General features: G+C 70.7%; 6 protein-coding genes and 1 pseudogene. 4 read left to right on the top strand and 3 right to left on the bottom strand.

Annotated features, from left to right (window positions below; genetic code table 11):
- Window positions 1-326: 326 nt before the first annotated feature.
- From D6T64_RS07075 to D6T64_RS22225, 3 genes are all read right to left on the bottom strand, one after another.
- Entirely contained in the window at window positions 327-6,140 is a 5,814-nt protein-coding gene (locus tag D6T64_RS07075) for an SCO7613 C-terminal domain-containing membrane protein (protein WP_119973610.1), read from the bottom strand.
- 188 nt (window positions 6,141-6,328) lie between these two features.
- Window positions 6,329-7,018 (bottom strand): response regulator, encoded by a 690-nt coding sequence (locus D6T64_RS07070; RefSeq protein WP_119973608.1) that lies wholly within the window; start codon window positions 7,016-7,018, stop codon window positions 6,329-6,331.
- Window positions 7,011-9,041: a sensor histidine kinase gene (locus tag D6T64_RS22225; RefSeq protein WP_158594839.1), complete on the bottom strand. Its 2,031-nt coding sequence runs from the start codon at window positions 9,039-9,041 to the stop codon at window positions 7,011-7,013. The genes D6T64_RS07070 and D6T64_RS22225 overlap by 8 nt, the downstream gene beginning before the upstream one ends.
- A 262-nt stretch (window positions 9,042-9,303) precedes the next feature.
- Between D6T64_RS22225 and D6T64_RS07050 the strand changes: the two genes are divergently transcribed.
- From D6T64_RS07050 to D6T64_RS07035, 4 genes and pseudogenes are all read left to right on the top strand, one after another.
- The gene (locus D6T64_RS07050) at window positions 9,304-10,314 is read left to right on the top strand and encodes a Bug family tripartite tricarboxylate transporter substrate binding protein (RefSeq protein WP_119973606.1); all 1,011 of its coding nucleotides are present in this window, start codon (window positions 9,304-9,306) and stop codon (window positions 10,312-10,314) included.
- Window positions 10,311-10,874: a tripartite tricarboxylate transporter TctB family protein gene (locus tag D6T64_RS07045; protein ID WP_119973603.1), complete on the top strand. Its 564-nt coding sequence runs from the start codon at window positions 10,311-10,313 to the stop codon at window positions 10,872-10,874. Before D6T64_RS07050 ends, D6T64_RS07045 begins: the two co-directional genes overlap by 4 nt.
- Window positions 10,874-12,355, top strand: a pseudogene (locus D6T64_RS07040) (tripartite tricarboxylate transporter permease); the annotation flags it as partial. The gene D6T64_RS07045 and the pseudogene D6T64_RS07040, both read left to right, overlap by 1 nt.
- A gap of 344 nt (window positions 12,356-12,699) precedes the next feature.
- A complete protein-coding gene (locus D6T64_RS07035; protein WP_119973599.1) occupies window positions 12,700-13,995 on the top strand; it encodes a PucR family transcriptional regulator in 1,296 nt (431 codons plus the stop codon).
- The last annotated feature ends 359 nt before the right edge of the window (window positions 13,996-14,354 follow it).

Raw genomic sequence — 14,354 nt, 5'->3', positions numbered from 1 at the left:
CGTAATCCCCGCGCTGCGGCGTAGCTCCCGCGCTCGAGTCGCCTTTTTGAGCTGGTGCAAGCCGGCGGGGGAGTTACGCGGGTGCTGCGCCGCTGCGCGGGTGGCGCACCTCCCGCGTAGCGGCGCAGGTCCCGCGCATCACGCGGCGGGCCTCGCGGGCGCCGCGCTGCGCGGGGGTGCGCGAGCTCGGCCGGATGCAGTTGCCGAGAAACTCTGCCTGGCAGGGACTGTGCCTGGCAGGGACTGTGCCTGGTGGTGACATTGCATGGCGGCGTCGATAGTCGCGCGCGACACCCTGGCGCAGTGCGTCGGCCGGTGAGGGCGGGTCAGCGCAGGGCAGAGATGCTGAGCGCCACCGCCTTGAGGTTCTGAATGCGCTTCTCGTAGCGCGCCGCGAGCACGATCAGCAGCACACCGCCGATGCCGAGCCACAGCCACCATGCGACGGCGCCGTAGGCGAGCGCTATCCACGGCCAGAGCTGGGCGGTGGCGTGGATGAGCAGCACGACCGACCCGATCACGAACGGCGCCTGCAGCCGGCGGGTCACGCCCACGACCACCACGGCAGTGGCGAGTACACCGAGCAGCACGATGCGCCACAGAGTGCCGTCGGTCACGTCCAACACCAGCGACGGCACCAACAGCACCAGGATTCCGGGGGCGAGCCACGGCCAGCTTCCGGCCGCGGGAACCCGCCCGAGGTAGAGCGTGCCCGTTGTCAGCAGCGCCAGTGCGAGCGGAACGGTCAGCAGTTCGATCGCCTCGGGCGTGGAGCGAGCCTGCCCGGCCATGATCATGAGCGCGGCGGCGCCCACGAAGAACCAGCTGAGCCGGAGGCCGGCCCCGGTGCGCTCAAGCTGGAAGACGGCCACGTGGGCGGCCGCGAAGGCGAGCACGACGGCCGTGACCCGGGCGGCAGCCAAGGATTCCGAGGCCAGTGCCGGCACCTCGGCGGCGAGAACGAACACCGCGGTCGCGATCAGGGCCCCATAACCCAGGCCGATTCTGCCGAGGCTCATGGTGGGCAGACCACTGCTGACAACGACGGATGCCGCATCCGTCGTGTCGGGGGCGGTGGCTGCCGGTGCCCGGGTGGCGTCGAGGCGCCCCGTGTGGATCAGGGCGGCGGAGCTGAGAACGGCGATGAGTACCGCTGGCAGCAGCCAGGCTTCGACCAGCGCCGGTGCGCCCAGCGGAGTGCCGAGGAGCGGCGCGATGCGGCCGAACGCCGCGAACAGCACGCCGATGAGCGCCACGCCGACCGCGGGCGCGACGAGTGCGCCCCGGCCGAACCGGCGCATGACCGCCGAGGTGGACAGGGCCGAGACGGTGAGGGCGAGGGTGCCCGCGGCCACGAGAACGAGGATCGGCCGCACGAGGCTGCCGTCGCCGCCGAGGAGGGCGCTCGGCAGCAGCGACAAGCCCAGGCCCGCGAGAATCCAGGCCCGCGACCGGGAGGTCAGCGCGCCCGGCGCGGTTGAGGTCGTGGTCGTGGTCGTGGTCGAGCAATCTGGCGCCGGCCCGGAGGTCGGAGCCGCCGCGCGGGCCGTGCCGCGCAGGGACGCCCCGGCCAGGAGCTGCCCGAGCACGACGGCGAGGCCCAGTGTCACGGTGACGAGTTCGAACGGATCGGGCAGCGACCGCGCCAGGCCGGCGAGCGCCATGATCGCGGCGGCGGTGAGGATCGTCCAGCCGAGCCGGCGGCCGCGCCGGGTGCGAACAACCGCCAGCACGGCGACGTGCGCGACCGCGAAGACCAGCACAAGTATGACGACGCGGGCCGCGGCGAGCGGGTCGAAGGCCAGCGCCGGTACCTCGGCGAGCACGGTCAGCACCGCGGTCCCGCCGAGGATCGCGTAGCCCCGACGGATTCTGCCGACGACGGATGCGGCATCCGCCGGTCCCGAGTCGTAACTGGCTGGGTCCCCGCTGGCTGAATCCCCGCTGGCCGAGTCCCGGTCGGCCGCGTCGGCGCCCGCTGCACGCGTGTGCGTCGCGTCGCGGCGTGCCGCCCGGATCAGGGCGATCGAGCTGAGCACCGCGATCAGCACCGCCGGAATCAGCCACGCTTCGAGCTGCCCGGTGGCGCCCGATGGCGACAGCAGCAAAGGAATGACGCGTGCGCCGACCGTGAGCAGCACGGCCAGGAGGGCGAGGGTTACCACCGGCGAGGCGAGGGCGGCATCGCCCGCCAGTCGACCCAGTCGACCCAGCCGGCCCTGGCGCGGCGCGGCCACGGCAGACGACGGTGACACGATCGACCCGGCGAGGGCGAGCGTGCCGGCGACCACGAGCACGAGGATCGGCCGCAGCACGGTGCCCTCGGCGCTGAGGAGGGCGCTCGGCAGCAGCGCCACGCCGAGTCCGGCGAGGAGCCAGGTTCGCGGTGCCGCCCGCCGGGTGTCGCCGCTCATGTTGGGCCCGCGGGTCTCGGCACCCGGCATGATCGTGCGGACCTGCCCGGCGATGATGGCCAGGGCGAGCGGCACGGTGACGACCTCGATCGGGTCAAGCGCTCCAGCCGCCCACGCGGCGAACCCCGCCAGGGCGCCGAGGGCCAGCGCGACCCAGGCGACGAGGGGCAGGCGGTTCAGCGCCAGCGCGTGCACCGCGGCCAGGACGAGCACGAGCACCAGGGCCCGCGCCGTGCTCAGCGCCGAGTCGAAGTTCACCCACTCGAACTGCAGCGCCGTGCCGGTGCCGACGGCCGAGAAGGTGCCCAGACTCACGGTGATCGCGGCCGTGGCCAGAAGCAGCACGATCACGGTGAGCGCGCTCGCGGCGGCCAGCCGAACGTGGCGGCTCGGGGCATCCACTTGGCGCCGCAGGAGCACGGCGGCCGTGACCACCAGAGCGCAGGCCGGCAGCAGCCAGGCCTCCAGCCGGGCGTCGGGAACGGCCTCGGTGAGCAGCAGCCCGCGCAGTCGCTGCGACGACACCAGCAGCACGCCGAGGGACCCGGCGATCCCGGCGGCGGCGAGGTAGGGCTGGTGCCGTCCTGTCCAGGCGAACGCGGAGCCCGCCAGCAGCAGGACGGCCGAGATCACGCCCACCACGATCGGCCGTATGACGGAGCCCGTGCCGGCGATCAGGGCGAGCGGCACGATGGCCACCAGTAGCCCGGCGAGCAGAAGCACCGCCGCTACCGGGCTCGCCGCCTGCGCTCGATCAACGCGCCCAAAGCGACGGATGAGCGCCGCGAGCCCGAGCAGCGCCGCCGCGACCGGCAGCACGTAGGGCTCGAGGGCCTCGGTGCCGGCCCGTGCCAGGCCCATCCAGAGGCCGCCGACGCCGAGCAGCAGGGCCACCCAGCCCAGGTGTCCCCGCGGTGAGATGGAGCCGAACAGGCCGTCGGGGGCGACCGCCACCACGAGCGCGACGAGGGCGGCCACCAACACGGCCAGCCAGGCGAGCGGATGCCCCGTCACGACCGCCGCGAGCACGGACGGAATCAGCGCGATCGCCGCGCCGACTTCGAGGCCGGCGCGGTCCCGGTCAGGCGTGCCGCGTGCGTGCAGCAGGGCCAGGGCCGCCACCAGCAGCGCTGCGGCGGGGAGGGCCAGCACGACCACCGCGGCGGGGGCATCCACTGACTGGAGAATGGCGTCGAGCAGCAGCGCGAGCACCGGGGTGAGGCCCACCGCCGCGACGATGCGCTCGAAACCGAGGGAGGAGCGGTTGGCCGGGAGCACGGTCCAGAACAGGAGCGCGGCCAGGAGAAGTGTGCTGTGGGCGAGGAAAGCGGCCGGCTGCGGCTGCAGCAGCGCCGCGGAATTGCCGACCACGGGCACCGCGAAGACCAGGACGGTGGGCAGCAGGAGGGTGCGGAACGCCCAGCGGCGTTCCACGGTGTCGAGGCCGCCCGTGATGCGTGTGGCCAGCGATAGTGGCGGTTCGGCAATCGCGGGATCCGCGGTTTTCCCGGTGACAGCCGGTCGAGTCGGCAGGGCGATCCACAGCTGCAGCAGGGCGGTGGCGAGCGTGAGCCCGCCGAGAACGTTCGCGAGCCCGTCGTCGGCGCTCGGGTTCGAGCCGAGGGTGAGGGCCCACGGCGCTGTGCCCGCGGCGACCAGGGTGAGCACGATCGCGACGACGAGCAGCCCCGCCCGTGCCCCGGCTCCGGAGTCGCGTCGCACCAACAGACGCGAGCCGAAGGCCAGCAGGGTGGCCGTGGTCGTGCCGATCCACCAGGTCGCCGAGCTCGCCCAGCCGATCTGGAAACCGAGCCCGGTCGTGACGGCCAGCAGCACGAGCAGCTGCGGGCGCACCCAGCCGGGAAATGCCGGGTCGAGGGGCCCGGCCGTGCGCAGAGCCGCGCGCACGAGAGCCGTGCGCAAGAGAACGCCGAGGGTGACCACGGCAACCCCCAGATAGCCTGCGAGCACCAGCCCGAGTGCGCCGAGGAAGGCGATCGCGAGCACCGCGACGCCCAGCCCGAACCCGAGTAGCAGGGCGCGCCGGGTGGGCAGTCGACCGCCGCGCCACCACGCGAGGGTGGTCAGCGCACCGAGCGCGACGAGGGCACCCAACGCCCAGAGGTTGTCGTCCGTGGGATCCGAGACCGGGCTGCCGCCACCGGTGACCGCCGTGACGAGCGCGGTCCCGAGCGGCCAGGCGGCGACCCCGACCGTGGCGACCCCGAGCGGGGCTGCCAGCAGGGCGGCCGTGATGGCGGCGGAGCCCGCCACGGGACGCAGCAGCGCGCCAAGGCGCGGGCGGGAGAATTCGAGGCCGAGCGCGAGGGAACCGGCCACCAGCACCGGCACGGTGAGCAGCATCGGCAGGCTCTCGGCGCGCACGGCGACGTGCGGCGCGATCGCGACGAGCGCGGCGGCGGCGAGCGCGGCGTAACCGTGGGCGAAGCCGCGATAGACGGCATCCGTCAGCTGAAGCCGGCCGACCGCGGCGAGGTGCAGCAGGCTCACGGCGGCGACGCCGCCCAGGTACCAGATCGGGGCCAGGGTTGTGCCGGGCGCGGCGAACAGCGCGGTGACGGATGCCCCCGCCAGCGCCGCCGCCGTCATGACGAGCAGGCTGAGACGCTCGGGAACCCGGTCGACGACCGGCCACCAACCGTTGGCGCGAGGGAGTGTCGCCCGGTGCACGAGCGTGCCGAGCGCCGCGACCAGGCAGGCGAGATAGACGCGGGGCAGCGGATCGAGGTCGGCGGCGAGGCCGGCGGCGAGCAGGCCGAGGCCCGGTGGCACAGCGAGAAATCCCGCAACGCTGGCCACGCGCAGCCGGGACAGCGCATGCCAGCCGAGGAACAGCCCCGCGCAGAGTGACAGGGCGATTCCCCAGTAGAGCAGGCCGTCGGCGGATGCGAGGCCGCCGAGATCGTTTGCGCGCAGCGCCCAGGCATCCAGGAGCACGAGTACGACGCCGAGGGCGCCGATGCCTTCGGCGGTGGCGACGAGCCCCTTGCGGCGTACCACGGCGGCGGTCGCGACGATGGCTGCCGTCACGGCTCCGATGACGAGGGAGCGCACTCCCAGGCCGGCGAAGTAGAACGCCACAGTGAGGAAGAAGATCGCCGCGACGGAGACGAGGACGACGCCGACGATGAGGAGCAGCACCTGCACGCTCGAGCGTGTGGCGCGCGCCGGTGGGGTAGGGGCGTCGGCGGCGGCACGGCGCGCGGGGACGGGTGGGCGTGGTGGGATAGCCGTGATCGGCGGAATCGCCGTGTTCGCGGGGTCTAGGTTCGCGGGGTCGAGCTTCGCGGGGTCAAGCTGTGCGCTGGTCGGCGTGTCGACGGCCGGCGGTTCCCCATCGGCCACGGGAGCGTGGACGTGCAGCGTCTCCTGGACCTGGGCGTAGGCCTGCACTTGGGCTTGGGCTTGGGCTTGGGCTTGGGCTTGGGCGGTCGCGTGGGCGGTTGCCTGCGCCGTCTCGTAGCGGATCTGGCCAATCAGGGCGACGCGGTGTTCGAAGGCGGCTGCGGCATCCGTCGAAGCGGTCAGCAGTTCCGCGGCGGCCGGATGGCGCAGGTCGAGGGAACACTGCGTGCACACCGGACCGGTGAGTGGCGCCTGGCAGGCTGGACAGAGCGTGGAATCGGCCAGGTCGCGCGCGTTGTGCGGCCAGTCGGTTCGCCCCGCGTACCGTGCAAAGAAGTCGTCCCCACCGATTTGTGACATCGATCCCCCTTCGGTGCCTGCGCGCTCGGCGCCCGGATTGACCTGCGTCCTGGGCGACCGTCCCTCCCGTTCAGGGTACCTTCTCGCACGCCCGCCGGCTCAGAGGCAATGTCAGGGTGTGGATAACTTCCCTCGTGTAGCTTCGTTCAAACCCCTTTTCTCAAGTCGCTGCTCGCAACTCAGCGCGCCTATTGGGGCGGGTGGGCCCAGGCATAACGGCGCTGCGGACGGCCGGTCTGGCCGTAGCGCAGGGTGACGACGGCGTCGCCGATCTCGACGAGACGCTCCAGGTATTTACGTGCGACGACCCGTGAGAGTCCGAGGGCCTCACCACACTCCGACGCGGCGAGGTCGGGAGCCGCGCTGCGCAGCGCCCGCTCCACGAGCACCCCGGTTTCCTTGCTGAGGCCCTTCGGCAAGGCCGGCGCGGTCTGGATCACCCCCGTCGGCGTGGATCCCAGCAGCAGATCGAGGTCGTCCTGGCTGACGTCACCGGGCTGGGCGAGCAGGCGCCGACGCTCGGCGTAGGCCGCCAGCCGCGCCTGCAACTCGGTGATCTTGAACGGCTTCAACAGATAGCTCACGATTCCGCCTTGCAGCGCCGCGGCAACCATCTCGGGTTCCCGGGCGGCGCTCAGCACGAGAAAGTCGAGCGTGTGGGTGCCCGCCCGGGCCTGTCGAATCACGTCGAGCCCGGTCATGTCGGGCAGGTACATGTCGAGCAGCACGAGCTGCGGGTGCAACCGCGTGATCGCCGCCAGCGCTTCGGTGCCGGTGTGGGCCACGCCCACCACGCGAAATCCTTCGAGTTGGCCCACGATCCGCTCGTGCGCCCGCGCCACCATGAAATCGTCGTCGACGATCAGAACCTCACACACGATGGGCCTCCTCATCGGGCGACGGATGTTCCCGCCCGCTCCCCGGGGCCGAACCGGAATCCGCTGTCCCTGCGCGTATCGGGCCCGCGCTCGCCGTCTGGGACGGTGCGTGCCCGGAACGGGCGTTTCCGGACGGGGGTGGGCCTGTCTCCGGCGCGCCGTCGTCGGCATCCGCTGGCGTCGTGGCCCATGGATTCGCGGTCACGAACGCCCCCGCAATCGGATCGGTTTCGAGGGCCGGACCGGCGCCGGTGAGCGCCGCGCGGCTGGGTAACACGGCCTCGAAGACTGCGCCGTGATCGTGTTGGTAGGTGATCTGGCCTCCGCGGCGGGTCGCGACGAGCCGCACGATGGCCAGGCCATAACCGTGGTCCGATCCGCTCGGAGAGGGCGCTTTCGACGTCACCCCCACGTCGAACACCCGCTCGAGCAGGTCGGTATGGATGCCGGGACCCGTGTCGCGCACCGTGACCCGCACGGCCGACCCCGCGACGGTCGATTTCCCGGCGAGACGGTCGATGTCGGCCGGCGGCAGGGCAGGCTGGTGCGCTCTATGCCGGTCGACCTCGGGCCGGTCGGCCTCGGGCCGGTCGGCCTCGGGCAGGTCGACCTCGCGCAGGTCAACCTCGACGAGGCGCACGTCGGCGCCGCCGACAACGTCGCCGACCGCGTCGAGTGCGTTGTCGATGAGGTTGCCGAGCACCGTCACGAGATCGGTCGAGAGTTCAGCGTCGACGCGCGGCAAGGCTGAACCGGCGGTGAGGGTCAGGTCTGCTCCGCGCTCCCGGGCCAGTGAGGTCTTCGCGATGAGCAGCGCGGCGACGGCGGGTTCCTGCACCCGGGTCAGGATGGTGCTGTCGAGCTCGGTGCGATCCCGGGTGACCGCATCGATGTACTCGACCGCGGCTTCGGTGTCGCCGAGCTGCATCAGCATCGAAATCGTGTGCAGCCGGTTCGCGAACTCGTGCGTCTGCGCGCGCAGGGTGTCGGTGGCCTGACGACTGCTGCCGAGGTCGTGCTGCAGGGTGACGAGCTCAGTCCGGTCCCGAAGCGTGGTCACGACCTCGGGATGCCCGCGCGGCGGGTAGATCGTGGTCTGGTTGAGCACGAGCAGCACGCCGCCGTTGACGAGCGCGGAATCGTGGTCGTCGATGCCGTGGCTGCGCAGCGCCTGCACCGCGGCGGCCTCAAGGCCGACCTCGTCGATGCGGGAGCCCTCGACCGTGCCGGGCAAGCCCAGCAGGCGCCGGGCGCTGTCGTTGATGAGCGTGATGGTGCCGTCGGCAGCGACGGAAACGATGCCCTCGCGGATGCCGTGGATCATCGCCTCCCGGTGCTCCACCAATCGAGCGATCTGGTCGGGTTCGAGGCCGAGGGTCTGGCGTTTCACCCGGGCGGCGAGCAACAACGACCCGGCGATGCCGAGCACCGCGGCGACCCCGAGGTAGGTCAGCAGGTTGGGAGCGGCCGCGGCGAGCAGCCCGGTCAGCTCGGGAATCTCACGCGCCGCGATGACCGTTGCGACCTGGCCGCCGGCGTTGGAGATGACGGGTACCTGGCCGAGCACGTGCGGCGCGTCGTGTGGCGCCGTGCCGAGGGTGGTTTCCCCGCCCCAGGCTCCCTCGGACCTGTCGCCGCCCGGCATCAGTGTCGTGCCGAGCAGCCTCGGGTCGGCGGGCGAGGCGATGACGCGGCCCCCGGCATCCGTCACGATCAGTTGATCGACCCCGGTCGTCGTGCGCAACGACTCGACCGGTGCGGTCAGCTGCTGGGGCAGCGCGTCGTCGGCGGAGAGCAGGCTGCGCAGCAGCGGGTTCGCGGCGGTGTATTCGGCGACGGCGAGCATGCGTCGCTCTGCCTGGTCGACGAAGCCGGATCGGGACTGCTCGAGTGAAATGGCGGTGACGGCGACCAGCACCAGGGCGATCAGGGTGAGCTGGAAGATGAGCAGCTGGCGGGTGAGGCTGAGCCGGGAGCGCCCGGTCGGGCTGCGACGCGCAGGCACGGGTGACGTGGTCGGCACGGATCCTCCTCTCAGACACCGGTGGCCAAGAGACAACAATGGCCAAGAGAATAGTCGCTCATTCCACCGACAAAAAGAAACCACTTGGCCGCGCGGGAGTTGCAACCACAAGCTCCACAACATCCGTTGCAACCACAAGTTGTGACCCGAACGGCCCAGTGCGCACACTGAGGGAGGGCAGCGTTGACGCTGTCCCTGGTTTGCAGCAGCACCACCGACACACACCACCGACACACACCACCGACAATCAAAGAGGATTGCAATGCGCATTCACACAGCGACGCGGCGCCTGCTCGGCACCGCATTCATCGCCACGACCCTGGTCGTCGCGCTCAGCGCCTGCGGGGTCACCGGCACCGCCAACGTGGCCGCCACCAACGCCGGCCCGATCGAAAACCTCCAGGTGATGGTGCCCAACGCGCCGGGCAGCGGTTATGACGTCACCGGCCGTGCCGCCGTCAAGGTCATGGACGATATCGGCGTCGCCACCGGCACCGAGGTCACCAACCTCGCCGGCGCCGGCGGAACCGTGGGCCTGGCCCGCACCCTCACCGAGACCGGCAACGCCGACTTCCTGCTCATGATGGGCCTCGGCGTCGTCGGTGCCGCATACACGAACGAGGGCGACGCCAAGGTCGCCGACGCGACCCCGATCGCCCGCCTGATCGAAGAGGCCGGTGCGATCTTCGTACCCGCCGACTCGCCCTACCAGACCCTCGACGACATGATCACCGCGTGGAAGGTCGACCCGGCCAGCTTCGCCGTCGGCGGCGGCTCCTCGCCCGGCGGCCCCGACCACCTGCTGCCGATGCAGCTGGCGGATGCCGTGGGCATCGACCCGAGCGCCGTCAACTTCATCACCTACGACGGTGGCGGCGAGCTGCTTCCCGCGATCCTCGGCGGCAAGCTGCAGTTCGCGGCGTCGGGCTACGGCGAGTTCCTCGAGCAGGTCAAGGCCGGCGACCTGCGCGTGCTCGCGGTCACCAGCGAAGAGCGCGTTCCGGTGCTCGACGCTCCGACCCTGACCGAAGAGGGCGTCGATCTGGTCTTCACCAACTGGCGTGGACTGCTCGCCGCCCCCGGCCTCACCGACGAACAGACCGCCCGTCTCGTGACCGCCGTGACCGAGATGCACGACAGCGACGAATGGGCCGACGTGCTCGAGTCCAACGGCTGGACCGACGCCTTCGTCACCGGTGACGAGTTCGCGACCTTCCTCACTGAGCAGGACGAGCGTGTAGCCACGGTTCTCGAAAGCCTGGGCCTGGTATGAGCGACCGCACCGCGGGCGCCCCCAACGGGGGAGCGGCCCAGTCGGCAACTCCAACGGTGAGCCGGGTGCCCGCGGTGCTGCGCGGCAAGGCCGAGCTCGGCGTCGCCGCCGTGCTCGCCGTGCTCGCCCTCATCGTCGCCTGGGACGCCGCGCACATCAAGAAATTGAGCATCAACGCCGGGGTGATGGGCCCGCAGGTCGTGCCGTACATCATCGCGGTCGGCCTCGGCCTCTGCGCGATCGCGCTCACCATTGACGTGATGCGCGGAGGCGCCGCCGACGCTGAAGACGGCGAAGACATCGACCTGTCGCAGGGCGCCCACTGGCCGACCGTGTTCGGCCTGGCCGGTGTGATAGCCACCTACGCCCTCACGATGGACTTTCTCGGCTACGTCGTCGCCAGTGCCCTGCTGTTCTACGCCTCGAGCCTGCTGCTCGGCTCGAAGCGCTACCTCTGGGCCCTCGTGATCGGGGCCCTGCTCGCCGTCGGCACCTTCTACGGCTTTGTACTCGGGCTCGGCATTCCGCTGCCGGCCGGCTTGTTGACAGGAATCCTCTGATGGACAACCTCTCCCTTTTGATGGACGGGTTTGCGAACGCGCTGACCCTGCAAAACCTGCTCTTCGCCCTCATCGGGGTGCTGCTCGGCACCGCCGTGGGCGTGCTGCCCGGCATCGGACCGGCCATGACGGTCGCCCTCCTGCTGCCGCTGACCTACGCGCTCGACGTCACCGGCTCGCTCATCATGTTCGCGGGCATCTACTACGGCGGCATGTATGGCGGCTCGACCACCTCCATCCTGCTCAACACCCCGGGGGAGTCCTCCTCGGTCGTCACCGCGCTCGAGGGCAACAAGATGGCCAAGGCTGGGCGGGGCGCCCAGGCGCTCGCCACGGCGGCAATCGGCTCGTTCGTCGCCGGTACCCTCGCCACCGCCGGGATCGTCTTCGTCGCCCCGTTCATCGTGGCGATCGCCATCAGCCTCGGCGCTCCCTCCTACTTCGCCATGATGGTGTTCGCGTTCGTGGCGGTCAGCACCGTGCTCGGGTCCAGTCGCATCCGCGGCCTGTCGTCGCTGTTCATCGGCCTGGCGATCGGGCTGGTCGGCATGGACGTCACCACCGGTCAGCCGCGGCTCACCTTCGGTCAGCCACTGCTCAGCGGCGGAATCGACGTGGTGGTCATCGCGGTGGCCCTGTTCGCCGTCGGCGAGGCCCTCTGGATCGCCGCCCACCTGCGCCACGGCAAACCCGCCACGATTCCGGTCGGTGTGCCGTGGATGGCCAAGGAGGACTGGAAGCGCAGCTGGAAGCCCTGGCTGCGCGGCACCGTCATCGGGTTCCCGTTCGGCGCCATTCCGGCCGGCGGGGCGGAGATCCCCACCTTCCTCTCCTACGCCACCGAGAAGAAACTCTCCAAGCACCCCGAAGAATTCGGCCACGGCGCCATCGAGGGCGTGGCCGGCCCCGAGGCGGCCAATAACGCATCCGCTGCCGGCACGCTGGTGCCGCTGCTGACGCTCGGGCTGCCAACCACGGCGACCGCCGCGGTCATGATCGCCGCCTTCAACCAGTACGGACTCGCCCCCGGACCGCTGCTGTTCGAGACCGAACCGCTGCTGGTCTGGACCCTGATCGCGAGCCTCTTCATCGGCAATACGCTGCTGCTCGCGCTGAACCTGCCGCTCGCTCCGCTCTGGGCGAAGCTGCTGCGCATCCCGCGACCCTACCTCTACGGCGGCATCCTGTTCTTCGCCACCCTCGGCGCCTACGCGGCGGGCATGCAGACTTTCAATATTCTGATCCTGCTGCTGATCGGGGCGCTCGGCTACATGGCCCGCCGCTTCGGGTTCCCCGTACTGCCGATCATCGTCGGCGCCATCCTCGGCCCGGAGATGGAACGCCAGCTGCGCCGCGCGCTGCAGATCAGCAGCGGCGACCCGGCCGCCCTCGTCAGCGAGCCGGTGCCGGTCGTCATCTACACGGTGATCGCGCTGTTCCTGCTGGTGCCGCCGCTCGTGAAGCTCATCCGCCGTCGCCGCGGCGGGCCGGGCTCCGGCTCGAATGGCTCGGGCGGTGGGGGTTCCAGCCCGACGACGCAGGCAGCGGATGCTCCCCCCGCGGTTGCTCACCCGGTCGGGATAGCCGCGCCCGAGCACCACCCGAGCGCCTTCCACCCCGACGCCCGCNGCGCCCGAGCACCACCCGAGCGCCTTCCACCCCGACGCCCGCGCTTAGTCGGCCAGCTTCTCCGGGCTGTCGCCCCGGTGCGGCTGGCCTCTCAGCCCCCGCATCATGCCCGTCTTCGTGGGCAGACGCGGGGGCTGGTCGCGTAAAACAGGTCACCAGACATGCATCCGAAACACGATGCCCCTAGTGTTCGGTTATGGTTTCTCCTGCACCGGATTCGCCCGCGACGGTCCCACCCTCTCGACTGTCGTCCCCCCGCACCGCACCCACGCTCGCCGACACCCGGGTAGACGATGCGCTCGACCTGCAGGAACAGCTCGTGCGCTCGCTGCTGGCGGGCGGAGGCATCAGTGGGGCTCTGCGCCTGGCGCTGCGCCGGGTTGCCGACGTGGAAGCGGTCGCCTTCACCTACTTCGGTGAGAGCGTCGGCCAGCGGCATCCGTTTTCGGGAATCGTCGGCAACGCCGGTGCGCTCTATGCCACGGCCAAGAGGCTGCTCAGTGACCGGGACTGGGCTGAGGAGACGCAGGCGGACGGCAGTACCGTCGTCGTCGGCACCGTATGCCTGGGCCGCAACCCGGAGGCGTTCCTGGTCTTTCGCAGTCCGGGGCCGCACACCCCCGAACACGGACACGCGTTTCGGCAGTGCCAGCTCGCGATGCTGCTCGAACTCGGTCGCCAGCAGACTTTTCGCAGCTCACGGCGCTCTCGGGTGGAGCCCCTGCTGCGCGGTACGGAGGATGGCAGCCTCAGCCTGTCGGAGGTTCGTAACCAGCTGCAGAACCTCGGATTTCTCGCGGTGGAGGGCTACCGCGTGCTGTGCCTGACCGTGGCCGCCGATCTGCGCGCCGGCCAGGTCTGCGCGCTCGCCGAAGACGCCCTTGAAACCGCGGGAACACCGGTTGTCGGGGCGCTCGACCAGCACATCTACTGCCTCATCGAGGAATCCGGCAGTGACCAGGCTCAACGATTGCTCGATGCGTGTACAGGGCGGGGCTGGTCGGGTATCCAGATCGGCGTCAGCCGGGTCAAAGCGGATGCCCTGAACCTGCGCGTTGCCATGCGCGAAGCTGTCGTTGCTGCCGGGCAACGAGCCATCGACGCCGGCGATGCGGCCGGGCCGAGTAACAGCATCCAACGGATCGAAAACCTCGGGATACATGCCATGCTCGCCCCGCTCCTCAGCTCCGACACTACGACGTCGTTCGTGGTGGGGCTGCTGCGCCCGCTCATTGAGCGGGATGCCATCGAAGATTCCCGGCTGTTGGAGACCCTGATCGCCTACTTTGATGAGGGCTGCCATCCTGGCCCGGCGGCGAGAGTGTTGAACATTCATCGGCACAGCCTCGCCAATCGGCTTGACCGGATCGAGGAGTTGCTCGGCACCGATCCGCGTGACCCGGCCCAGCTGCTGACATTCTCCCTCGCGGTTCAACTCTGGAAGCAGATGGCTGCCTCGGGAATCCCCTCCGACCTCGGCCGCATCGCCTGAAGCCCGAGCTATTGTCCGCTGACTGAGATCTCGACGAGCTCGATCCGACGAGCTCGATCGGACGAGCTCGTCGGACGAGCTCGATCCGACGCCGATGACGACGGCACCGGCGCCGGCGGCGGCGCCGGCGTGCGCCTCGGGTGGGTTGGAGGGAGAGGGGGGAAGGGAAAAGGGGAGATACGGACTGGCCGACTCAGCTGTCGAGGTGGAAGGGTGATTCGAGGTGGAGCGCGGTTTTGCTCTGCAGCCGGATCGGTGTCTGGTTGGGGTCTGCTTGTGTGGGTGGGATGAGCCAGTATTCGTGGTTGGTTCCGTCGGGGGTGGTGGTGCGGGTGATGGTCCAGCCGTCGTTGTGGAGG

The organism is Cryobacterium melibiosiphilum (assembly GCF_003602235.1).
Taxonomy (GTDB): Bacteria; Actinomycetota; Actinomycetes; order Actinomycetales; family Microbacteriaceae; genus Cryobacterium; species Cryobacterium melibiosiphilum.
The sequence above is the reverse complement of the archived record's forward strand: the minus strand, read 5'-3'. Positions and strand labels throughout refer to the sequence as shown.